Raw genomic sequence first — 22,981 nt, 5'->3', positions numbered from 1 at the left:
CTTAGCCACCGGGCTTTTCCGCGGCGGGTTCATCCGCCGCGGTTGCCGCCACATCGGGGGCGGATTTGTCCAGAAAATGCCCGATCATGTTGAGCGCCGTCACGTTCTCGCAGATCACCTTGAAAACCACGAGGAAGGGCACCGCCACCAGCGCGCCCGCAATCCCCCAGAGCCAGCCCCAGAAGACCACGGTGAGGAACACCGCGACGGTGTTCAACTCCAACCGCCGCCCGACGAGGTAGGGGGTAATGAACTGCCCCTCGATCCCGGTGAGGATCTGATAGCCAATCGGGGCGAGGATGGCATAGCCGACACTGTCGAAGGTCGCGATGGCATAGGCCCCCACCAGCACCGCACCGATCACCCCGCCGATATAGGGCAGGAAGTTCAGCAAGAACGCCGCCAGGCCCCAGACATAAGGCACGGGCAGTCCAAGCGCGAAGAGGTAGAGCCCCACCGAAATGCCCAGGCCTGCGTTGATGATGGTGATGGTCAGCAGGTAGCGCGACACGCGGCGCTCCACGTCATAGACGGCCTTTAGCGCGCGTTTCTTGCCGGTGAAGGTCTGAAAGGACTGCACGAGTTTGAGGTAGAACAGATCGCCTGAGGCGAGCAGGAACAGCGCCAAGACCAAGGCCACCGCCACGGTGCCCCCGATCCGCGCGCCGGTATTCATAGCGTTGTCGAGCAAGCCGGGCTGTTTGACCACCACCTCTTCGGGCTTCCCGCTGCCATTCTCGGTGCCGATCTGTTCGACCTGTTCGGTGGCCGAGCGGACATCCTCAACCGTCTGCGCCCAGCCCTGCAGCTTGCGCCTTATCTCATTGCCCATGGTGGGAATTTCGTCAGACCAAGTCGCCACGGTGCCCGCCGACAGACCGGCCAGCACAAAGATGATCAGCCCGACACAGCCAATCAGCAGCACGGCACCTAATGGGGCGGAAATGCCGAATTTCTCGAAAGAGCGGATCAGCGGGCTGAGCGTCAGCGCGAGGAGGAAGCCCAGCAGGATCGGCAGCAGCAAGTCCTTGGCGAAATAGGCCGTCACGAAGAGGGCGATCAGAACCAGCACTTCCAGCAGCCGTCTGATCGCGGCGATATCGTTCAATGTCTTCCCCCCAGATGCCCTGCGCATACGTCAGGAGGCTAACGCGGAACGGGGGGAAAAGTTCATTCGCGGCTAGGGGGCCACCGCTTGCAGGCGCAAAGCCTGCCCGCCAAGGGCGCGAAAGGCGCGTTGGCGGCAGGTCAGGACGATGATCTGCATATCCCCCGCTTGCCGGTGCAGCGCGTCGAACATCCGCTCGATCCGGTCGTCATCGGTAAAGACCAGCGCGTCGTCCAAGATCACCGGCGCGATACGCCCCGCCCGGGCCAGCATCCGCGCGAAGGCCAGTCGCACCAGCAGGGCCACCTGTTCCTGCGTGCCGCCCGAAAGCACCTCGATCGGCTCTTCCCGGCCCTCGCGGATCAGCGCATGGGGCAGGAGCGATTCCTCGCCCCATGTCAGTTCCGCATCGGGCCAAAGCAGTTGCAGAAGCGGTTTCAGTTCCTTGACGATGGGGGTGAAATAGCGCTCTCGCGCTTCGTTCCTTGCATCCTGCAAAGCCTCTTGCAGCCGGGTCAGCACCGCGACCTCATGGGCGATCCGGGCAAGGCTCGCTTCGGCGGCTTGCAATTGGTCTTCGGTCTCGGCCAGCCGTTCCTCCACCGCATCGCCAGAGGCGCGGGTGATGCGTTCGCTCAGCCGGGCGAGCAGGGGGTGCAGGCGGGCGATCTCCTCTCGGGCCTGCGTCTCGACCGATTCCGCGCGGGTGAGCGCGGCCTGAAGGCTGGCCGCATCCGGCGCGTCCTTGGCCTTCTCTGCATGGGCGAGGCGGGCGGCCTCCAGCGCGGCGGCGGTGGTGACGGTTTGGGCGGCGAGGTCTTTTTCGGTGACGTCACCCAGCTTGGCCTGCTGTGCCTCGGCGCGCTGCAGCCGGTCGCTTAGCGAGGCAAGCTGCGCCTCTTTGCCCGCGGCATCGGCCTTGGCGTCGGCCAGCGCCTCGGCGGTAGTCTCACGCGCGATGCGGCAGCGTTCATGTGTGGCCTGCGCGGTTTGCAATGCGTCTTCGACCTGCGCGAGATCGGGTGCGTCCGAGACCTCTTCCGGCGCAGGAATGGCGGCGAGGGCTTGGTGCAGCGCGTCGATCCCATTGGGGGCGAGGCTGGCCAGCACGGCTTTCGCCTCTCCCTGCCGCGCGGCGGCCTCGACACGCGCAGCACCGGCGGCGCGGGCCTGCGCCAGATCAGCTGCGCCGATCTCGTCAAGGGCGGTTTGCAACCGGGTCGCGGCGGCGTCGACCGAGCCGTCTTCACCGCCCCCCGCGCCGGGCTCGATCTCCAATTCGCCGATCCCGTCGATCCGCAGGGTGGCGCGGCGCGGCAGGGGCAGGGGGGCGCCATCGGCCAAAGGGCCGTCATCGCCGTGGATGGCGCCCGATTGATTGGGGGCGTAGCGGACTGTCACCTGCGGGGCCGCGGCATCGCGGGCGGCGCGGCTGGCAGAGAGTTCGGCGGATAGTCTTTCCAACCGCTGCAGCGCCGCGGCGTCCGGGCCGGATTTGGCAACGGCTCTGGCGCTCTCCATCCGGCGGCGGGCGTCTTCGGCCTCTTTGATACGCGCTTCGAGCGCTTGGCGTCGGTCAGCACCATCGCGGGCCGCACGGGCGCGGAGGGCGTGGCGGTGGTCATCCTCGGCGGTTTTGAGCGCCGTTCGGGCTTCCGAGGCGGCGGCCTCTGCGGCCTCCAACGTGGCGCGACGGTCTGACAGGGCGGCGCGGGCCGCCTCCGCCGCTTCGCGTGCTGCGGCCTCAGCGCGGCGGGCGGCCTTTTGCTCGGCCTCTCCGGCGCGGTAGCTGTCGAGACGCGAAGTGGCGCTTTCGGCGTTAAGACGGGCCAGTTCCACGGCCCGGCTCAGCGCTTCCATCTCTTCCGCGTGGCGGGTCGCGGCGGCATGGGCGGCACGGGCGGCCTCCAGTTTCTCGCGCCGTTCGGCGACCACCTCGGGCGCTTCAAGCTCGGCCAAGGCGCGCCGCGCGCGCTGGCGTTCGGCCAAAGCGTCTTGCAACGCGCGTGCGGTCGCGGCCAATTGATCGCGCGTGGCCGTCAGCGCCTCGACCTGATCTTGCGCCTCTTTCCACGGCCCGCCGGTGCGTGGCCGTCCGGTGCTGGTGGCGTATTGGGCAAGCTCTTCGCGGCATTGCGCCAGCGCCTTGTCCATGCGCCGCCCGCCGGTCATCGCCTCCACCTCGGCCCCGACCGAGGTCATCAGATCGCGCCGCGCCTCCAGCGCCAGTTTCTCTTCCTTGGTCGAGCCGCCGGTCAGCGCGGTCATCCCCTGCCGCACCCAGATCAGCCCCGAGGGGCCGCCCGCATCGCCGCCCAAAAGCTGCGCGATCCATGCTTCGGCCTCATCCGCCTGCGCGATCAGCTTGCCCTCGCGGTGCACGGTGGCGAGGGGCTTTTGAAACCAGCGTTTGTGCAGGGCGAAACGGCCCGCCTCGGTCTCGACCTCGATGGTGACCTCGGGTGCGCCGCCCGCATGGGGGCGCAGGGCCGATACCTCTTTGTCGCGCGAACCGAAGGGTTTGAAAAACAGCGCCTGTATCGCGTCGAAGAGGGTGGATTTGCCGTGCTCATTCGGCTCGCTCAGCACGTTGATCCCATCGCCGATCCCGGTGACCTGCGCGGGGTCGGTGAAACGGCGGACGTTGTTGAGGGTGATGGCGCGGATTTTCATGTTTTGGCCCCCTGCACATAGGCATGCAGCCGGGCCAGCGCGTCGGCGGCCACGTCTCGGTCGGATTGAGGAAGGGTCTCGGACTGCGCCTCGCTCACCAAGGTTTCCGCCGCCATACGCAGCGCGCCGCCGCGGTCGATCTCATCAAGGTCCGCGGCCTCATACTGGGTGCCCAGCCCCTCAGTCAGCAATTCGAAATGGGCGAAATCGGGCGCGCAGGCTTGGGCCGCGTGGGCAAGAGCCGCGCGGTCGGGAAGGCTTGCCCAACCCCCCGCCTTGACGCGCAAGAGGTGGTCCCGGCGCCCTGTCTCGGGCAAGAGCGCCTGCAAAGCCGCCGCGACATCTTGCCGGGGGTGCAGCGTGACCTCGGCCTCCGACCACAGGAAACTGCCGGTCTCGACCTCTTCGATCTTGGGTCGTGCGCCGGGGCCTGCGATTTCAACCGCAAGGCAGACGCCACGGCGCCCGTGTTTGAACCGGTCCTGCTCGGGCGTGCCGCAGTAGTGCACCCGGTCAGAGACGGCCATCCGACCGTGCCAGTCGCCAAGGGCGAGGTAGTCGAGCCGCGCGCGCTGGTCGCGGTCCGGCGCGATGGCCTCTCCGCTGTCGGTGAAATCGGTGACCCCGCCATGGGCAAGGGCGATGCGCATATGGCCTTCGGGGCTGTGCATGCGGTCCAGCGGGGCGCTTGGATCACTGGCGCCCGCGCGAAAGGCCACGGGGCAGGGCAGGAGGCTGACACCCTCGACCATTTCGATCGGGGCGGCTTCGGTGAGGGCGCGCAGATTGGGCGGCGCATCGCGGGCGATGACCTCCCACAGGGGTTCGGCATCGCGCAGGTTGTCGTGATTGCCGGGCAGGAGCCACCATGTCATCTCCGCCGCCTCGCCCATGGCGGTGAGCGCCTGCCGCAGCACGCTGGCCGAGGGCGTCGCGGTATCGAATGTATCGCCCGCCAAGAGCACATGCGCCGCACCGTGATCTCGTGCGGCCTGGGCCAGTTTGGCAATGGCGCCATGCCGCGCTTCCATCAGACGCCCCCGGATATTGCCGTCAGGCGCTTGCGGAATATTCGCGAATTTGCGCCCGATATGCAGGTCGGACGCGTGGATGAAGCGGAATGTCATGCGGGGGTCCTGAATGGCTTTGGCAAAGGGCGGGGGGTCAATAGGCAGAGGGCAATGGTCGATCGGCTGCGCGGCCGCCCGGGGCGGCCCATCGCTGCCTCCCCATTCATCGCAAACTCAGCGCGGAGTGCAAGGCCATGCAAAATATGCGCGAATTTCTGGCACTCGGCAGATTGCGCGCTAACTATGCCCGAAACGCGTTCGAAACGCAGCGGCGCCATTGCCCAAACCCGACAGTTCCGAGATAGGATACCATGTAGACCCGCATTCGAAATCCGCCCCAACGTGGCGGGCACCGCTTGTCAGCTGCGGGCGTCCTTGCGCCCTTCGGCCTGTCGACCAGCACATTCCATTGGATAGAAGACCCCCCAAGATGAACCACGACTTTGAAAGAATCCTCCAAGCTGCGCCGTCGCCTTTCGTGTTGTTGGACAGTGCGCTTCGGGTGGTCTGGGCCAATGACGCCTATCTGCAGGTGACGGACCGCAAGATGGAGGGGCTTATTGGAAAGAACCTCTTCGACGAGTTCCCCTCGGACCCCGAAAGCGAGTCGGGGCGGATGCTGCGGGCGTCTTTCGAGCGGGTGTTCCGCGATGGCACCACGGATCACCTGCCTGTCATTCCCTATCCGATCGACACGGCCGACGGCAAAACCGAAGACCGCTATTGGAGTGCGACCCATACGCCGATCCTGGGCCCGGAAGGGGAGGTGGAATTTCTTCTGCAACACACCCAAGATGTGACCGAAGCCTATATCGCTGAAGCCCCCGGCGAAGAGCGAGCGGGCTCTGCCCATGCCGCCGTGATGCGCCGTGCACATGAAGTGACGCAGCAGAACCTAGAGCTTGATACCGGCATCAGCCTTTTCAAGATGATCTTTGAACAGGCGCCGAACTTCATGGTCACCCTTATGGGGCCGAACCACGTCTTCCGGACGGTCAACGCCGCCTATATGCAATTGGTCGGCCAACGCGAGCTAATTGGCAAACCAATCCGCGAAGCCTTGCCAGAAATCGCGGGACAGGGCTTTTTCGAAATGCTGGACGAAGTCTATCGGACCGGCAAGGCTTTAAGCCAGCATGGGGCCGAGGCGTGGCTGCAACGCAGCGCTGATGGCCCGGAGGAGCGTGTCGTCGTCGATTTCGTTTTCCAACCGCTCGACAATGTGCGGGGCGAGACCATCGGCATCATGATCCAAGGCAATGACGTGACCGCCCATAAGCTTGCCGAAATTCGGCTGCGCGAGGCCGAGAAACGGTTCCGCACCATGGCGCATACCATGCCGGTCCATGTCTGGACCGCCACCGCCGATGGACATTTGGACTGGATCAGCGATCAGGTCTATTCCTTTTCCGGGGCCGAGCCGGGCAGTCTGGTGGGGGATGCTTGGCCGACGATCATTCACCCCGATGACCGTGCGAAGGCCTTGACGACTTGGGCCCATGCGGTGGAAACTGGATCGGTCTATCAAACGGAATTCCGGCTGCGGCGGGCCGATGGGGCCTATTGCTGGCATCTGGTTCGGGGCGCACCGATTAAGGATGAGCATGGCGCGCTGATCCGATGGGTCGGCACGAACTCCGACATCCACGAGCAGAAAGAACTCTCCCGCCAACTGGCCGATTTGAACACGACGTTGGAAGAACGTGTCGAGAAGCGCAACCGTGAGTTGGAAGAGCTGCACGACCGATTGGCCCAGAGCCAGCGGGTCGAGGCGGTGGGCAATCTTGCCGGTGGCATCGCCCATGACTTCAATAATCTGTTGCAGGTGATGACCGGCAGCCTGACCATGGCCGCGCGCGAGATCGCCGCGGATTCGCCCGCGCGGGTGCGGATCGATGCGGCGATGCGCGCGGTGGAGCGCGGTGCCTCGCTCTCTTCGCAACTGCTCGCCTTCAGCCGCCGCCAGCCGTTGCAGCCCCGCTCGATCGACCTGCGCGATCTGCTGCGGGATATCGACGACATTATGCGCAGCGCCTTGGGCGAGGGGATGGAGGTCGAGATCGACACGCCCGAGGCCCTCTGGCCGGCCTATGCCGATGCCGCCAGCACCCAGAATGCGGTGCTGAACCTCGTGATCAATTCGCGCGACGCGATGGAGGGGCGCGGCAAGCTGAGGATCGCTGTCGAAAACCGGCACGTCGGCCCAGAAGAACTCTTTGGTGAGCCTGACATGGTGGCGGGCGACTACGTCGAGGTCAAAATCATCGACCAGGGGCCCGGCATCCCGGCCGAGACGCTGGCCAAGGTCTTCGACCCTTTCTTTACCACCAAACCCGTGGGCAAGGGCACCGGGCTGGGCCTGTCCACCGTCTATGGCTTCGCGCGGCAATCGGGCGGGCGGGTGACCATCGCCAGTCGCCCCGGCGCGGGCACGACGGTGACGCTGCTGCTGCCGCGGGCCGAGACGGCGGCGGAGCCTTTGCAGTGGCATGACCCATCCGAGATCGCAGGCGGGAGTGAGACCGTGCTGCTGGTCGAAGACGACGCTGAGGTGCGCGACGCCACCGCCGCCTTGCTGACAGACTTGGGCTATAACGTGCGCACCGCAGAAGACCCCACCGCGGCGCTCAAATCAGCGCGGCATGCACCGGACTTCGACCTTGTGATATCGGACGTGGTCATGCCCGGCGAGTTCAGCAGCCGCGAGATGGCGGAAACCCTTCAGGCCGAGCGGCCCGATCTGCCGATCCTGTTCATCTCCGGCTATTCGCGCGATGCGATCGTGCGCGATGGCCGGGTCGATGCCGGGGTGCAGTTCCTTGCCAAACCCTTCACCAAAGACGCTTTGGCGATCAAGGTGCGCGATGCGCTGTCTTCGGCCCCGGTCACCTCGACCAAGACCGGGACCCCGGCGCAAGAGCAGCCCGACCGGCCCCGTCATGTGCTGCTGTGCGAAGACGACGCGCTGATCCGGCTCGATCTGGCGGATATCCTCAGCGGGCTTGGCACCGAAGTCACGGAAACCGCCTCGGGGCAGGAAACCTTGGACAGGCTGCAAGCTGACGAGTACGACGTGTTGCTGATCGACGTGGGCCTGCCAGATATCTCGGGCGAAGAGGTGGCGACCCGGGTCCGGGCATCGCATCCCGATATGCCCATCATCTTTGCCACCGGCCAAGCGGAAGTGCCCGCCGCCGAAGCGCTGGGCCGTTGTGCCGTGGTGCAGAAACCCTTCGGTGACCGCGACCTTGAACGGGTTTTCACGCGTTTGGGCATTCTGGCACAGACGGAAACGGCGACGGCGGTGTGACGCGGCCAGCCGCCCTTCGCGACATCCCGCGCGGGGGCGGCCGCGGCATAAGAACAGCTTGCGCCACCCCTGCAAAGCCGTGCAGAAGGCCGTGACCCAAAGACGGAGCCCGCCGCATGCGCGACCAAAAACTCACCCACGCCGAGGTTTACCGCGCCGCGCGCCTAAGCGTTGCACCCATGATGGATTGGACCGACCGCCACTGCCGCTACCTCCACCGTCTGCTCAGCCGCGAGACCCTGCTTTACACCGAGATGGTGACCGCCCCCGCCTTGGTGCGCGGTGGCGCGTTGCATCTGCTGGATCACGACCCTGCAGAACATCCCGTTGCATTGCAATTGGGCGGGTCGGACCCGCAAGAGCTGGCGCAGGCGGCGCGGTTGGGGGCTGCGGCGGGCTATGATGAGATCAACCTTAATTGCGGCTGCCCCTCTGACAGGGTGCAATCGGGCGCATTCGGGGCCGTTTTAATGCAGCAGCCGGGGCTGGTGGCCGATTGCGTCGACGCGATGCGCGCGGCCTGCGATGTCGAGGTCACGGTGAAATGCCGCATCGGGGTGGACGATCAGAACCCCGAAGAGATCCTCCCCGAATTCCTGTCGCGGATCGTGGCGGCGGGATGCACCCGTGTGACGATCCATGCGCGCAAGGCGTGGTTGCAGGGGCTAAGCCCCAAGGAAAATCGCGATATTCCGCCGTTGGATTATGACCTCGTCCATCGAATGAAGGGGCTGTTCCCGAACCTGCACATCTCGGTCAATGGCGGGATCACCTCGCTTGATCAGGCCGAAGCCTTTCTCAATGCGGGGCTCGATGGCGTTATGGTGGGGCGCAGCGCCTATCACGCGCCTGCGGATATCCTCGCCACCGCAGACCGGCGCATCTATGGGCAGGGCGGCGACAGCAGTGCGGAGGCGGCGGTGCAGGGGATGTTGCCCTATATCGAGGCGCATTTGTCAGACGGCGGGCGGCTCGGGCAGATCACCCGGCATATGCTGGGGCTTTTCGCCGGGCGGCCCGGTGCGCGGCAGTGGCGGCGTATCCTTTCCGAAGGGGCGCATAAGCCCGGCGCGGGGCCGGAACTGGTCGAGGCTGCCTTGGCCGAAGTCGCCGCGGCACAGGACATGGCCGCGGCGGGGTAGGGTCAGACGCTGGGCTCAGCCACAGGGCGGGGCCGCAGCAGCGCCAGCGTGAGCAGGGCCGCCACCAGACCGCAGGCCGCGATGGCCCCCAACATCGGCGTGACGCTGCCGTCGAAAAACGGCCCGGCCAGCGCGATGGAGAGGCCCCCGGCCACCATCTGTAAGGTGCCGCCCAAGGACGAGGCCAGCCCCGCGATATCGCCGTGGTCGTCCAGCGCCACGACCATCACCGTCGGCACCACCACGCCGAGGCAGGCGTTGGCGCAGAACAGACCCGCCATCACCAGATAGAGGCCCGGCTCGGTGACCAACGCGGTGACAAAGATCGCGGCGGAAAAGAGCACGAAGCCCGCGACCCCGCGCCGCACGAGGCTGCGCATGCCCCAGCGTTCGCCCAGCCATCCCGCCAATTGCGAGGCCGAGAAGAAGCCAACCGCGTTGACCGCGAAGGCCAGCGAGAACCCCGTCGGCCCCAGCCCGTATTGCCCGGTATAGACGAAGGGCGCGAAGGCGATGAAGACAAAGAAAGACCCCATGGCAAAGCCGCCGATAAAGGTCAGCCCCATGAAGATCGGATCGCTCAGCAGCACTTTCGCCCCGCGCCAAAGGCTGCGCGGGTTGATCCGAACGCGGCGCTCTGCGGGCAAGGTCTCAGGCTGTGCGGTGGCGGTGAGTGCCAGCGCGGCAACCGCCAGCACGCCGAGGGCGATGAAGATCGCGCGCCAATCGGCCAAGGCCAGAACCGCGCTGCCCGCCAGTGGGGCCAGCATGGGCGAGATCGAGATCACCAGCATCAACATCGCCATCAAGCGCGTCGCCTGTGTCCCGGTATATTGGTCGCGGATGATCGCGCGCGGCACCACCATCAGCACCGCGCCGCCCAGCCCTTGCAGGGCGCGCCAGCCGGTCAGCGCTGCCATCGACGGGGCAAAGGCCGCCCCGAAAGAGGCGACCAGAAACAGCGCGAGCCCGACCATGATCGGCAGCTTGCGCCCCGCCTGGTCGGCCCAAGGGCCGTAGAAAAGCTGCCCCAGTCCGAAGGCGATGAAATAGGCGGTGATCGTCGCCTGAACCGCCGTCTCGGACGCGCCATAGCTCGCGGCGATGGCGGGCATGGCAGGTAGATACATGTCGATGGCGAAGGGGCCGACCAGCCCCAGCAACCCAAGAATAAGCGCTGAACGTAGCACGAAATGTCCTTTCGGATGGGATGGCCGGGGCCATATGGGGCGGGCGGCAAACGGTCGGTGCGCATGGGGCCCACAATCGCGCGCAACCTAACTGCCCCCGGGCAAAGTGCAAGCCCGCCGTTATCACCTTGAACCCCCCGCGCGAAACGGCTTGATAGAGCGCAAGGACAGCCGGGGAGGGGCGCATGCCAGAATTGAACGATCTATTGCCGATGCTGGTGCTGCTCGCCCTGATCGGCGGTTTTGCCGGGATTTTGGCCGGGCTCTTAGGCGTCGGCGGGGGCATCGTCTTGGTCCCGGCGTTCTTCTACGTGCTGCAATCGCTGGGCTACGGCGGGCCGCAGTTGATGCAGATTTGCCTTGCGACCTCTCTGGCGACGATCATCGTCACCTCGGCGCGTTCGGTTCATGCGCACAACAAAAAGGGCGCGGTGGATTGGGAAATTCTGCGCACTTGGGCACCGGGGATCATGGTGGGGGCCGTTGTGGGCGTGCTGCTGGTGTCGCAATTGCGGACCCAGACGCTACAGGTGATCTTTGGCGGGTTGGCGCTTTGCGTGGGTCTCTACCTTGGCTTTGGACGGAGCGAGTGGCGCTTGGGGGAGACCATGCCCCGCGGCTTGAAACGCGCGCTCCTGTCGCCGATGGTGGGCTTTCTGTCGGTGCTCATGGGGATCGGTGGCGGCAGCTTTGGCGTGCCGCTGATGACATTGCACGGGCGGCCCATTCACAAGGCCGTGGCCACGGCGGCGGGCTTTGGCCTCTTGATCGCTGTGCCTTCGGTGATTGCCTTTTTGTTTGTCGACATCGGCCAGAACCGCCCGCCGCTGACCCTCGGCGCGGTCAACCTCGCAGCCTTTGGGATCGTCGTGGCGATGACGCTGATCACCGCGCCTTGGGGCGTGCGGCTGGCCCATGCGATGGATCCCAAGCCGCTGCGGCGGGTGTTTGCTGTCTTCCTCGTGCTGGTGGCCCTGAATATGTTGAGAAAGGCGCTTTGGGGCTGAGCCGTCCTGTTTTTGACCTTACTCCTGCCGGAATGCGGCTCTTTCCGCCCAATTTCGGACAATGTTCATTAAATTGCCGCAATCTCGACACAAACTGCGGGCTAAATGCCATAACGAACGCAGAATCATCCGAACCAAGGGACGTGACGAGATGCGCCGAAGCGGGACCAAAGCGATCATTCTCAAAGGGCAGGGCACCGACCTTGCTTATTGGAAACCTGCGCGCCGGGGCCGTCGGGCGTTTCGTTTCGATGGGATGTTCACCCGTGAGACCAGCCTGACCTTCGCCCGCGCCTCTGTGCCCGCCGCCAACTACAACGGGGCCCCGATTGGGTATCAGGATGTCACAAACGGCGAAGCGGCCCTTATTTTCCTGAACCAGATCGTCCAGCGCCGCGGGGCCTGAGGCCGGCGTTAGTCACGCCGCCGGGCCAGCCGCGCCGCGCGGCCCCCGCGCCGTTTCGCATGGGTGCTCTCGCGTGAGGGCAGTTCTGCCATGATGGCGCGGCGTTCCTCGGCGCTCATCGCGGACCAGCGGCCAATCTCGTCGATCGAACGCAGGCAGCCGGTGCAAAGACGGCTTTCGGGATGCACCACGCAGATGTTGATGCAGGGGCTTTCGACCTCATCACGTTGCCAGACCTTTTTAGACACGGCGCATCACCTGCAAACGGTCCAGCAATCCCTGAAGGATATAGCCCGCCGCCACATGGTCGATCACCTCGGCGCGGCGCTTGCGGGTGGTGTCGGCCTCAAGAAGTGCGCGTTCGGCGGCCACGGTCGACAGGCGCTCGTCCCAATAGGTGATCGGCAGGGGGCTGAGCCGGTCGAAGTTGCGCGCGAAGGCGCGGGTCGACTGGCAGCGCGGCCCCTCGGTGCCATCCATATTGCGCGGCAGCCCCAGAACCAGCCCGCCGATGCGGCGTTCGGCGATGATCTCGGTCAGCCGGGCGGCATCGACGCCGAACTTTTTGCGTCGCACGGTTTCCAGCGGGGTGGCGACGGATTGGAAACTATCGCTCACGGCCACGCCGATGGTTTTCTCACCCAAGTCCAGCCCGATCAGCGCCTGCATCGGGGGCAGGGCGGCGATGAAATCTGCGGTTTCGTCGTAAATCATCCTGCCACCCCTGCGCGTTCCCCGGCGCTGCGGATCATGTCCAGCGCGGCGTTATCGCCCGAGAAGACCTCAAGCGCGTTATCATAGACCGCTCGGGCCTGATCGGTATCGCCCAAGACACCCAGCGACGTGATCAGCCGCGCCCAGTCCTGCGGCGGGCCGCCTTCGCTGGCCAGACGGTCCGACAGCCCTGCGACCATGCCGCCGATCATCTCCATCCGGTCATCCGCGCTCATCTCAGAGGCGGCTTCGATGTCTTCGGCCGAAGGGCCGCGCGCGGGGGCGCCAGTGCCAATCTGCGGCATTTCGTAGTTTACCCCGGCAAGGGCGGCGACCTGAGCGATCTGCGCGCGGATCGGCTCGATCCACGGGGCATCGGCAGGCCCGCGCCGCAGCAGCGCGTCCCAGATGCGAAAGCCCACATCGGGCCGTCCGGTCTGCACCATCATCAGGCCGAGGTAATAGCGCGCCCGGCCATCCTGCTCATCGCGGTTCAAAACCTCACGCAGGGCGGTTTCCGCCTCGGGCGAGACATAGCCGCCCGCTGCCAGCACCAAGAGTTCGGCATAATCCGCGATATCCTTGGCGGTGCGGTCGGCCCCTTTGAGACGCAGCACATTGGCCTGTGCCTCGGCGGCGGCGGCGAAATTGCCGATCCGGGCTTCGTTCTGCGCCAGAAGGGTCTGCCCCTGCAGATCTTCGGGCCGGTCTTTGACCGTGGCGCGCAGCTGCTGCATCAGGGCGAGGTAATCGGCGCTCAGCCCTTCGGTGGCAGGGCTGGGGGGCAGGCTCTCCACCGCGCTTTGCTGGCTGGGACGGTTGCGGCGCATATCCTCGGCAAAGGCGATGCGGTCGGCGAGGGCCAGATCGCCATAGCCGGGCTGCCCCAGATGCCAATAAAGCGCCAAAGACCCGGCGCCCAAGGCCACGACCCCGGCGATCAGCACGAAGGGCGCGGGGCGCGCGGCGGTTTGCGGGCCACCGTCGCGGGCGGCATCGGCCGCGAGGATGCGGCGCGAAATCTCGGTCCGGATGCGGGCGGCGTCGGCCTCGGGGACAATGCCGCGCGCCACGTCGCGCTCAACCTCATCCAACTGGTCGCGGTAAACCTTCAGATCATAGTCCGCCTGAGCGGGCAGGGGCGTATCCGCGCCGCGCCAAGCGGCCCGCGCCAGAAGACCGCCCACGACAAGCGCCATCGCGCCAGAGAGAAACCAGAATATCATGGCCTCTACCTAACCTTTGACCGGCCCCGACAAAAGCCCGCAAATGCCGCGTGCCCTGCGGCATTTTTCACCAATCGCGCCGCATGTCGCAAAACCGCGTCCAAATGCCGTGGTGGTCATTTCGCATATCTGCTCCTAGGCTCAGAACTGAGCACAGCCGCCCGCGCGGCTCGAATCCTTGCCGGGAAGTGACGTGATGAAGAAATACTCCGTTTTCGCAGTGGCCCGAGAGGCGATGCGCCATCATACGGGCTGGACCCGCGCATGGCGGGATGCGCAGCCGAAAAAGCGCTATGACGTGATCATCGTGGGCGCGGGCGGGCATGGGCTGGCGACGGCGTATTATCTGGGCAAGAATTTCGGCATCACCAATGTCGCGGTGCTGGAAAAGGGCTGGCTCGGCGGCGGCAACACCGGGCGCAACACGACGATCATCCGTTCGAACTACCTGCAAGACCCTTCGGCTGCGATCTACGAAAAGGCGCGCAGTCTTTATGAAACGATGAGCCAAGACCTGAACTACAACGTCATGTTCAGCCCCCGTGGCGTCATCATGCTGGCGCAGACCGAGCATGAGGTGCGCGGCTACAAACGCACGGCCCATGCCAACGCTCTGCAAGGCGTACAGACCGAATTTATCGGGCCGGACCGGGTCAAACAACTGGTGCCGATCATCAACATCGACGGGCCGCGCTACCCGGTGCTGGGCGGGCTTTGGCAGGCACGCGGCGGCACCGCGCGGCATGACGCTGTGGCTTGGGGCTATGCGCGGGCCTGCTCGGATATGGGCATGGACATCATCCAGAAATGCGAAGTCACCGGGGTGCGCCAATCAGGCGGCAAGGTGAACGGCGTCACCACCACCCGCGGCGATATTGAGTGTGACAAGCTGGGGATCGTCGTGGCCGGGCATTCCGGGCAACTGGCAAATATGGCGGGTTTCCGTCTGCCGATTGAGAGCGTTGCCCTGCAAGCACTGGTCAGCGAGCCGGTCAAACCCTGTATGGATGTCGTCGTCATGGCCAATACGGTGCACGGCTACATGAGCCAGTCCGACAAGGGCGAGATGGTCATCGGCGGCGGCACGGACGGGCATAACAACTACACGCAACGCGGCAGCTTTCATCATATCGAAGAGACGGTGCGCGCGCTGGTCGAGACCTTCCCGATGATCTCACGGCTCAAGATGCTGCGGCAATGGGGCGGCATCGTGGATGTCACTGGCGACCGCTCTCCCATCCTCAGCAAGACCCCGGTCGAGGGGGTGTTTATCAATGGCGGCTGGGGCACGGGCGGCTTCAAGGCGATCCCCGGCTCGGGCTGGGGTTTTGCGGAGTTGATGGCCAAGGGGCATTCGCCGCTGACCGACGCCTTCGGGCTTGAGCGTTTCGCCGAAGGCCGCTTTATCGACGAATCCGTGGCCGCCGGGGTGGCGCATTGATGTTGTGGATCGGCCACAATTCGCCGCTGCTCAGCAGGGGGGGGAACGCCAGTGCCCGGCCCGGGGTTACCCGTTCAGACATTGAATATAACGGAGCTGAACAATGGCAACCCCGGATCACAACCGCACGGATCACGTCGATCATACCAACACCACCACAACCACGACTACGACCGATCGTGGCGGCAACAGCGGCCTTGCCTTCATCGTTGGCGCGGTCGTCGTCGTGGTGGCTTTGCTGGCCTATTTCCTCTTCGCGGGCGGTGACCTTGATGGTGCGAATGACGTCAACGTCAACATCGAAGGTGCTGCCGAAAGCACTGGTGAGACTATTGAGGGCGCGGCCGAAGGCACGGCAGATGCCGTCGATGAGGCCGCAACCCCGACCGAGTAAAACCCCCTCGGCCACGCGCGCAGCGTCGCCTTTTCACGATTCACGCCGCTCCGCGCAGTCGCGCCGGGGCGGCGTTTTGCCGTTCTCTACCCGCGCAGGAGCCTGCCCATGCTGATCCTCACCTGTCCTTGCTGCCATGTCACCGCCGAAGAGACGGAGTTTCACGGCGGCGGGGAGGCGCATTTGAAACGTATCGGCCCCGGCGGCTCCGAAGAGGATTTCGAGCGCTACCTCTTCATGCGTGAGAACCCCAAGGGCGTGCATCTTGAGCGTTGGCGACATGTCTATGGCTGCGGCAAGTGGTTCCACATGGCCCGCGATACCGCCACGCTCGAAGTCTTTGGCAGCTATCCCGCGCAGACCCTCGCCCCGCCGGATCACATCCTTGAGGCGATCCGCAAACGCCATCCCGATTGGCAGTGGCAGCGCGCCAGCTAACCCCCGACCTCGTTTCTCGCCCCGGTATTCACCCCATTCTCAGCCCCCAAGGTTTTCCACGATGAGCACAAGACTGGCCACAGGCGGCCGCCTGCTGAACAAAAGCAAACCGCTGAGCTTTACCTTCAACGGCAAGCAGATGCGCGGCTATGAGGGGGACACGCTGGCCTCGGCGCTGTTGGCCAATGATCAGGTGCTGGTCGGGCGTTCGTTCAAATACCACCGCCCGCGCGGCATCGTGACCTCCGGCCCAGAAGAGCCCAACGGTCTGGTCGGTCTTGGCCAAGAGGGGCATTTCGAGCCCAATGCCCGCGTCACCACGACCGAGCTTTACGAGGGGTTGGCCGCGGAAAGCCAGAACCACTGGCCGAGCCTTGAGTTCGACGTGGGCGCGATCAACAAACACCTCAGCCGCTTTCTGCCGGCGGGCTTCTACTATAAGATGTTCATGCATCCGCGTCCGCTGTGGAAGCATCTCTATGAGCCGATCATCCGCCATTCCGCCGGTCTGGGCAAAGCGCCCAAGGCGGCAGATGCCGACACCTATGAGCACTTCCACGCCTTCTGCGATGTGCTGGTCATCGGCGGCGGGGTCGCGGGGCTGCAAGCGGCGCTGGCGGCGGGGCTGAGCGGCGCGCGGGTCATCGTGATGGAGCAATCCGCCCATTGGGGCGGGCGTGCGCCGGTCGATGGGGGCACGGTGGATGACGCACCGATTGAGGATTGGATTGCCCAAACGCTCGACCGGCTGCGCGGCATGGAGAATGTCGACCTGCGCGACCGGACCATGGGCGCGGGTGTCTACGATCACGGCTATTTGCTGGGCTATGAACGGCTGCGGGATCATGCCCCCGAGAGCGCAGGCCCACGTCATCGGCTTTGGCGCGTGCGGGCGGCCCATGTGATCACCGCCACGGGCGCGATTGAGCGGCCGCTGAGCTTTGCGGGCAATGACGTGCCGGGCGTGATGCTGGCCTCGGCCATGCGCGACTATGTGGCGAATTACGGGGTCTCACCCGGTGACCGCACCGTGGTGGTGACGAATAACGACAACGCCTATCTCACGGCGATTGCGCTGAAACAGGCGGGGCTTGACGTGCCCGCCGTGCTGGATGCCCGCGTCCTGCCGCAAGACAGCGAATTGGTCGCACAGGCCCGCGCGCTTGGCATTCGGGTGGTCATGGGCCATGCGGTATCCTCGGTTCAGGGGGGCAAGCGGGTGAGCGGTGTGACCGTCTGTTCGCAGGCGGGCGAAGGGGCGGTTTTGGAAGAGATCGCCTGCGATGCGGTGGCCATGTCGGGCGGCTGGTCGCCCGTGGTGCATCTGTGGTCCCACTGCGGCGGCAAGCTGACATGGGACGGGGCGAAAGCCTGTTTCCGCCCCGATCAGGACCACCCGCCCAGCGGGGCAGACGGCCATGGTTTCGTGACGCCAGCGGGGGCGGCAGCGGGGGTCTTTGCCCTCGACGACGTGCTGCATGACGCCCATGCCGCTGCCGATGGGGTGGCGACGTCGCTCGGCTTCAAACTGCCGCGCGATCTGGCGGCACCCACGGCGGCGCGGCGCGAGGAAGCGCCGATGATGCCGGTCTGGCAAATGCCGCAGGGCGCCAGCGTCAAACTGCGCGAGAAGACCTTTCTCGACTACCAGAACGACGTGAAGGTCTCGGACGTGCGGCTGGCGGCGCAAGAGGGCTTTGTTTCTGTCGAACACGCCAAACGCTATACCACGCTCGGCATGGCGACGGATCAGGGGAAGCTGAGCAATATCAACGGGCTGGCCACGCTCGCCGGGGCGCTGGATGCAGAGATCCCCAACGTCGGCACCACCACCTTCCGCCCGCCTTACCACCCGATTTCGATGGGCGCGATTGCGGGGGCGGCGCGGGGCGATACCTTCCAGCCGATCCGCCGCACCCCGCTGCATGATTGGCACGAAGCCAATGGCGCTGTCTGGGAGCCGGTCGGCCAGTGGCGGCGGCCCTATGCCTATGCGCAAGACGGCGAAAGCACCCATGACGCGGTGATGCGTGAGGTGACCAACACGCGCCAGAACCTCGGCCTGCTGGATGCCTCGACCCTTGGCAAGCTGATCGTGCGCGGCCCGGATGCGGCGCGGTTTCTCGACATGATGTACACCAATATGATGTCGACGCTGAAACCCGGAAAATGCCGTTACGGGCTGATGTGCAACGAGAATGGTTTCCTCATCGACGATGGCGTCGTGGCGCGGCTGGATGAGCAGACCTTCCTCTGCCACACGACCACCGGCGGGGCCGACAGCATCCATGCCCATATGGAGGAATGGCTCCAGACCGAGTGGTGGGACTGGAAAGTGCATGTGGTCAACGCCACCGAACATTACGCGCAGGTGGCTGTCGTCGGCCCCAACGCGCGGAAATGTCTGGAGAAACTTGGCGGGATGGGCCTCAGCCGCGAAGCGCTTGGTTTCATGGAGTGGACCGAGGGCGAATTGGGCGGTTTCAAGGTCCGCGTCTTCCGCATCTCTTTCTCGGGCGAGTTGAGCTATGAGATCGCCGTTGAGGCCGGGCAGGGGCAGGCCTTCTGGGACGCGCTGCTGATCGCCGGGCATGACTTGGGCGTGATGCCCTATGGCACGGAATGTTTGCACATCCTGCGCGCTGAAAAGGGCTTCATTATGATCGGGGATGAGACCGACGGCACGGTGATCCCCCAAGACCTTGGCCTGAACTGGGCGATCTCGAAAAAGAAGGACGACTACCTTGGCAAACGCGCGCAAGAGCGCAGCCATATGCAGGATCCGACCCGCTGGAAACTCGTGGGGCTTGAGACCACGGATGGCAGCACCCTGCCGGATGGGGCCTATGCGCTTGGCGAAGGTGAGAATGAGAACGGCCAGAAGGTGATGCAGGGGCGGGTGACCTCCTCCTATCACTCCCCAACGCTAGACCGGGGCATCGCCATGGGGCTGGTGCTGCATGGACCAGACCGGATGGGCGAGGTGCTGACCTTCCCCGGCACCGATGGCAAGACCTATGAGGCGCGGATCGTCGATCCGGTGTTTTATGATCCCAAGGGGGAGAAACAGAATGTCTGAACCCGTAAGCGCATTGAGGAACGCCCGCTATGACGCTGGTATTGCTGTGATTTCCGAAGTGGCACCCATGGGCATGATTGCGATCCGCGGCGATCTTGATGCGCCCTATCTGCGCAAGGTGACCAAGAAGCTCACCGGGGTGGAGCGCCCCGAGCGGGGGCAATGCCGCTTCGCCGGGGATGCCGGGGTGGCTTGGATGTCGCCCGATGAATTGCTGCTCTTTTGCCCCCACGCGCAGGCGCCCGAGGTGCTGGCGCGGCTGCATGCGGCCTTCGAGGATACCCATACCACCGCCATGGATGTCTCCGGCGCGCGGGCGGCGTTTCGTGTCGAAGGCCCCCATGCGCGGGAGGTGCTGGCCAAGCTCGCCCCCGTCGACCTCGCCCCAGATCAATTCACCCCCGGCATGTTCCGCCGCACGCGGATGGGGCAGGTGCCCGCCGCCTTTTGGCTGCGCGACGATGGCGCCTTTGAGGTGATCTGCTTTCGCTCGGTGGCGCAGTATATGTTCGACCAGCTTTGCGTGGCAGCCCAGCCCGGCAGCGCGGTCGGTCATTTCCAAACGGCGTAAGTCGGGAGAAAAACTGACTATTTCTCTCGGAACGGCTGTGATTTGCAGACGTTGACCTTGACGTTGCCGCTTGATCCCCATCAAGTAGCCGCAGCGAAATTTCCAAACGAGGAGGCCCAGAAATGGCTTTTGAACTTCCCGATCTCCCCTATGCCCACGACGCGCTTGCATCCAAGGGCATGTCCAAGGAAACGCTGGAATACCACCACGACAAGCACCACAACGCCTATGTCACGAACGGCAACAAGGCGATTGAGGGCACCGAGTGGGAGGGCAAGACCCTCGAAGAGATCATCAAGGGCACCTATGACCCGAACGCCGTGGCCCAGTCCGGCATCTTCAACAACATCTCCCAACTGTGGAACCACAACCAGTTCTGGGAAATGATGAGCCCCGAAGACAACAAAATGCCCGGTGAGCTGGAAAAGGCGATCAACGAGAGCTTTGGCTCCGTCGACAAGTTCAAGGACGAGTTCAAGGCCGCGGGCGCAGGCCAGTTCGGCTCCGGCTGGGCATGGCTGGTGAAAGACAAAGACGGCAGCCTGAAGGTCACCAAGACCGAGAACGGCGTGAACCCGCTCTGCTTTGACCAGACCGCGCTGCTCGGCTGTGACGTGTGGGAGCATTCCTACTACATCGACTTCCGCAACGCGCGCCCCGACTACCTGTCGAACTTCCTCGACAACCTTGTGAACTGGGACAACGTCGCGTCGCGCATGTGAGCGGGGGACAGTGCGTGCGAGAGACGCCCGCGCCTGCTGTGTGTGGCGCTCTCCCAGTCACCGACGCCCACGGCTACGCCGCAGGCTGGGTGAACTGGGACAACGTCGCCTAGCGTCTGTGATATGACGGTGCGGCCTTACGGCCAGCCGGAACAAGACAGAAACCCCGCAGCCTGCTGCGGGGTTTTTCGTTGGAACCCAAGACCCTTCGCGGATGTTTTTCTCCTGAGACTTCACGTCAAAAAAGGAGGACAACATGGCCGAGCGGAAGCGATCCAATGACGGTAGCAAGGAGACGGAAAAATTCCTCTCCGATACCGAGACGCCAGACCAAGGTGGCCGCGCCGGGGGTGATCTGCAAAAGGACGTTGGCACCCAAGACGCCATGCGCCGCGCCGAAAAGGGCGAAGACGGCGTGACCCGCGTCACCGGCGAAGACAAACGCAACCATGGAGAGCCTTCATGACCAAACTCAGCCAAGACACATGGGTGCTGATCGCGGATGGCGAAAAGGCCCTTTTCCTGCAAAACCACACGGACGGCGAAGACCCCTATCTTCAAGTCGTGCGCAAGGAAGAGCAGGAGAACCCACCGGCGCGGGAGCAAGCCGCCAACCGCCCCGGTCGGATGAGCGATGGTCCTAGCGGGCACCGCTCTGCCTTTGACGACACGGATTGGCATGAGCTGGAAAAAGAGCGCTTTGCCAAAGACTTGTCGGACATCCTTTACAAACTGGCTCACAAAGGCCGCTTTGATCGGATCGTTTTGGTGGCCCCTCCGGCAGTGCTGGGGGACCTACGCGATGACCTCCACAAAGAGGTGCAGAGCAAGGTGGTGGGGGAAATCCCCAAGACCCTGACCAACCACCCCATCGACGAGATCGAAAAGATTGTGGCCGGGGAATTGGCCCAAGCCTGACTTTCCCCTTGGTGCGGGAATTGATTGCCTTCACAAGGAAGCAGTCTACCGCGCTAAGGATTTCCCATGACCGACACCACCAAGGGTTTCGCCGCCATGATCGCGGCCTGCTGTATCTGGGGGCTGTCGTCTATCTTCTACAAATTGCTGTCGCATGTGCCCGCCGCCGAGGTGCTGGCCCATCGCACCCTCTGGTCGCTCGTGTTCTTCGTGATCGTGCTGGCAGTGCAGCGGCGTTTGCGCGCGATCCTTGACGCGATGGCAGGGCCGCGGGCTTTTGGGCTGCTTGCTTTCGCGGCGCTGGTGATTGCGACGAATTGGTATCTTTTCATCTGGGCGGTTCAGAGCGGGCAGGCGACGGAGGCGGCCTTAGGCTATTACATCTTCCCGCTGGTCTCGGTCCTGTTGGGCCGTCTTGTCTTTGCCGAGCGGTTGAGCCCCGTACAGCTTTGCGCGGTGGGGTTGGTGACGGTCGCGGTCTCGCTGCTCACCTATGGCTTGGGGACCGCGCCTTGGCTCGCCATGGCGCTGGCGGCGTCTTTTGGGCTTTATGGGCTGGCGAAAAAGCGGTTGGCGGTGGGGCCGGTCGTCTCTGTCACCGCTGAGGTGCTGCTGTTGTCGCCCCTTGCGGTGCTCGTGCTGTGGCAAACGGGTGACAATGGAGCGGGGGCCTTCGGGGCCTCCTTCCGCGATACGGCGCTGCTGATACTCGCCGGGCCGATCACCGCGACGCCGCTGATCCTGTTCAGCTACGCGGCGCGGCGATTGTCGATGGCGACGGCCGGATTGCTAAGCTACATCAACCCGACCTTGCAGTTTTTCTGCGCCGTAGTCCTGTTTCGCGAACCGTTCACGGGCTGGCATGTGCAGGCCTTTGTGCTGATCTGGTGCGCGCTGGCGGTCTATTCCATCAGCACCTTCCGTCAGGACAAGGCGCGGCGCAGAGCGCTGAGAGCAGCATCGGCATCCGGCACCACGGTGACGTAATCCAGCAGCGTCGCATCGGCAAAGCCATGGCTCACGACATGGTTCATCAGCGACACGAAGGGTTCCCAGTAGCCGTTTGTGTTCACAAGGAAAATAGGCTTTTCATGCAGGCCCAACTGGCGCCACGTCAGCACTTCGAAAAGCTCATCAAGTGACCCCGCGCCACCCGGCAAAACCGCCACGGCGTCGCTGTTCATAAACATCACTTTTTTGCGTTCGTGCATCGTTTCGGTCACGATATAGCGGGTGAGATCGGTCTTGCCGACTTCCCATGCCACGAGATGCGCGGGGATCACGCCGAAGGTATCGCCGCCTGCGGCTTGGGCCGCACGCGCGACGCTGCCCATCAGCCCAACATCGCCCGCGCCATAGACCAGCCGCAGCCCGGCCTCGGCCAGACCGCGGCCCAGTGTTTCGGCGTCTTGGGTGAAGGCTTCGTCGTCGCCGGGGCGGGAGCCGCAATAGACACAGACAGAATGTTGCATGGTAAAGCGTCCTGTTAATTAGGAAAATTCGGCGCGGATCGTCTGCGCTTTTGACCCCTGTTAGCCTGCTTGCTAAAAAGGCTCAACCACAGGGGAAGTA

Annotated in this window: 21 protein-coding genes; 13 read left to right on the top strand and 8 right to left on the bottom strand. The window is 64.5% G+C overall.

What is annotated here, in order from left to right:
• Position 1 precedes the first annotated feature (1 nt).
• The 3 genes from HKX24_RS07890 to HKX24_RS07880 form a co-directional block, all read right to left on the bottom strand.
• A complete protein-coding gene (locus HKX24_RS07890) occupies positions 2–1,108 on the bottom strand; it encodes an AI-2E family transporter (RefSeq protein ID WP_271691687.1) in 1,107 nt (368 codons plus the stop codon).
• A gap of 72 nt (positions 1,109–1,180) precedes the next feature.
• The gene (locus HKX24_RS07885; RefSeq protein WP_271691686.1) at positions 1,181–3,781 is read right to left on the bottom strand and encodes a chromosome segregation protein SMC; all 2,601 of its coding nucleotides are present in this window, start codon (positions 3,779–3,781) and stop codon (positions 1,181–1,183) included.
• Positions 3,778–4,908 carry a DNA repair exonuclease gene (locus HKX24_RS07880; protein WP_271691685.1) on the bottom strand — a complete coding sequence of 377 codons (1,131 nt, stop codon included), beginning with the start codon at positions 4,906–4,908 and terminating at the stop codon, positions 3,778–3,780. Before HKX24_RS07880 ends, HKX24_RS07885 begins: the two co-directional genes overlap by 4 nt.
• Before the next feature lie 373 nt (positions 4,909–5,281).
• On the opposite strand from HKX24_RS07880, the gene HKX24_RS07875 reads away from it, so the two are divergent.
• Positions 5,282–8,161 carry a response regulator gene (locus HKX24_RS07875; RefSeq protein WP_276153909.1) on the top strand — a complete coding sequence of 960 codons (2,880 nt, stop codon included), beginning with the start codon at positions 5,282–5,284 and terminating at the stop codon, positions 8,159–8,161.
• A gap of 116 nt (positions 8,162–8,277) precedes the next feature.
• Positions 8,278–9,303, top strand: a complete 1,026-nt coding sequence (gene dusA / locus HKX24_RS07870; protein ID WP_271691683.1) for a tRNA dihydrouridine(20/20a) synthase DusA — start codon at positions 8,278–8,280, stop codon at positions 9,301–9,303.
• A gap of 2 nt (positions 9,304–9,305) precedes the next feature.
• Here the strand turns inward: dusA and HKX24_RS07865 are convergent, their stop codons facing one another.
• Positions 9,306–10,493, bottom strand: a complete 1,188-nt coding sequence (locus HKX24_RS07865) for a multidrug effflux MFS transporter (protein ID WP_209218638.1) — start codon at positions 10,491–10,493, stop codon at positions 9,306–9,308.
• Positions 10,494–10,678: 185 nt separating this feature from the next.
• Between HKX24_RS07865 and HKX24_RS07860 the strand changes: the two genes are divergently transcribed.
• Together HKX24_RS07860 and HKX24_RS07855 are read left to right on the top strand one after the other, a co-directional pair.
• Positions 10,679–11,500 carry a sulfite exporter TauE/SafE family protein gene (locus tag HKX24_RS07860; RefSeq protein WP_271691682.1) on the top strand — a complete coding sequence of 274 codons (822 nt, stop codon included), beginning with the start codon at positions 10,679–10,681 and terminating at the stop codon, positions 11,498–11,500.
• A gap of 151 nt (positions 11,501–11,651) precedes the next feature.
• Positions 11,652–11,906: a hypothetical protein gene (locus HKX24_RS07855; protein WP_271691681.1), complete on the top strand. Its 255-nt coding sequence runs from the start codon at positions 11,652–11,654 to the stop codon at positions 11,904–11,906.
• Between the two features lie 8 nt (positions 11,907–11,914).
• Here the strand turns inward: HKX24_RS07855 and HKX24_RS07850 are convergent, their stop codons facing one another.
• From HKX24_RS07850 to ccmI, 3 genes are read right to left on the bottom strand one after another with little or no spacing between them, the layout of a single operon-like run.
• Positions 11,915–12,154, bottom strand: a complete 240-nt coding sequence (locus tag HKX24_RS07850) for a DUF1289 domain-containing protein (RefSeq protein WP_271691680.1) — start codon at positions 12,152–12,154, stop codon at positions 11,915–11,917.
• Positions 12,147–12,620, bottom strand: a complete 474-nt coding sequence (gene ruvX / locus HKX24_RS07845; RefSeq protein WP_271691679.1) for a Holliday junction resolvase RuvX — start codon at positions 12,618–12,620, stop codon at positions 12,147–12,149. The genes HKX24_RS07850 and ruvX overlap by 8 nt, the downstream gene beginning before the upstream one ends.
• Positions 12,617–13,846 (bottom strand): c-type cytochrome biogenesis protein CcmI, encoded by a 1,230-nt coding sequence (gene ccmI, locus HKX24_RS07840; protein ID WP_271691678.1) that lies wholly within the window; start codon positions 13,844–13,846, stop codon positions 12,617–12,619. Before ccmI ends, ruvX begins: the two co-directional genes overlap by 4 nt.
• A 196-nt stretch (positions 13,847–14,042) precedes the next feature.
• Here ccmI and HKX24_RS07835 point away from each other — a divergent pair, with 196 nt between their 5' ends.
• From HKX24_RS07835 to rarD, 9 genes are all read left to right on the top strand, one after another.
• Entirely contained in the window at positions 14,043–15,287 is a 1,245-nt protein-coding gene (locus tag HKX24_RS07835) for a sarcosine oxidase subunit beta family protein (RefSeq protein ID WP_271691677.1), read from the top strand.
• Between the two features lie 103 nt (positions 15,288–15,390).
• The gene (locus HKX24_RS07830) at positions 15,391–15,681 is read left to right on the top strand and encodes a hypothetical protein (RefSeq protein WP_209218643.1); all 291 of its coding nucleotides are present in this window, start codon (positions 15,391–15,393) and stop codon (positions 15,679–15,681) included.
• A gap of 108 nt (positions 15,682–15,789) precedes the next feature.
• Positions 15,790–16,119, top strand: a complete 330-nt coding sequence (locus HKX24_RS07825; protein WP_209218644.1) for a sarcosine oxidase subunit delta — start codon at positions 15,790–15,792, stop codon at positions 16,117–16,119.
• A 61-nt stretch (positions 16,120–16,180) separates the two neighbouring features.
• The gene (locus HKX24_RS07820) at positions 16,181–19,198 is read left to right on the top strand and encodes a sarcosine oxidase subunit alpha family protein (RefSeq protein WP_271691676.1); all 3,018 of its coding nucleotides are present in this window, start codon (positions 16,181–16,183) and stop codon (positions 19,196–19,198) included.
• Positions 19,191–19,769, top strand: coding sequence for a sarcosine oxidase subunit gamma family protein (locus HKX24_RS07815; protein ID WP_271691675.1), 579 nt, complete (start codon positions 19,191–19,193; stop codon positions 19,767–19,769). Before HKX24_RS07820 ends, HKX24_RS07815 begins: the two co-directional genes overlap by 8 nt.
• 122 nt (positions 19,770–19,891) lie before the next feature.
• Complete coding sequence (locus HKX24_RS07810) at positions 19,892–20,491, top strand: superoxide dismutase (RefSeq protein ID WP_276153908.1); 600 nt, start codon at positions 19,892–19,894, stop codon at positions 20,489–20,491.
• A gap of 256 nt (positions 20,492–20,747) precedes the next feature.
• The gene (locus HKX24_RS07805; RefSeq protein ID WP_067266439.1) at positions 20,748–20,957 is read left to right on the top strand and encodes a hypothetical protein; all 210 of its coding nucleotides are present in this window, start codon (positions 20,748–20,750) and stop codon (positions 20,955–20,957) included.
• Positions 20,954–21,409 (top strand): host attachment family protein, encoded by a 456-nt coding sequence (locus HKX24_RS07800; protein WP_209218648.1) that lies wholly within the window; start codon positions 20,954–20,956, stop codon positions 21,407–21,409. Before HKX24_RS07805 ends, HKX24_RS07800 begins: the two co-directional genes overlap by 4 nt.
• Before the next feature lie 66 nt (positions 21,410–21,475).
• Positions 21,476–22,396, top strand: coding sequence for an EamA family transporter RarD (gene rarD, locus HKX24_RS07795; RefSeq protein ID WP_271691672.1), 921 nt, complete (start codon positions 21,476–21,478; stop codon positions 22,394–22,396).
• On the opposite strand, the gene HKX24_RS07790 is transcribed toward rarD, so the two are convergent.
• Positions 22,333–22,881: a TIGR00730 family Rossman fold protein gene (locus HKX24_RS07790; protein WP_271691671.1), complete on the bottom strand. Its 549-nt coding sequence runs from the start codon at positions 22,879–22,881 to the stop codon at positions 22,333–22,335. The genes rarD and HKX24_RS07790 overlap by 64 nt on opposite strands.
• Positions 22,882–22,981: the final 100 nt, after the last annotated feature.

The sequence above is a fragment of the Sulfitobacter sp. M85 genome (genome assembly GCF_029285915.1).
Classification (GTDB): domain Bacteria; phylum Pseudomonadota; class Alphaproteobacteria; order Rhodobacterales; family Rhodobacteraceae; genus Sulfitobacter; species Sulfitobacter faviae.
Note: the sequence above shows the minus strand (reverse complement) of the source record. Positions and strands in the feature narration are given on the sequence as shown.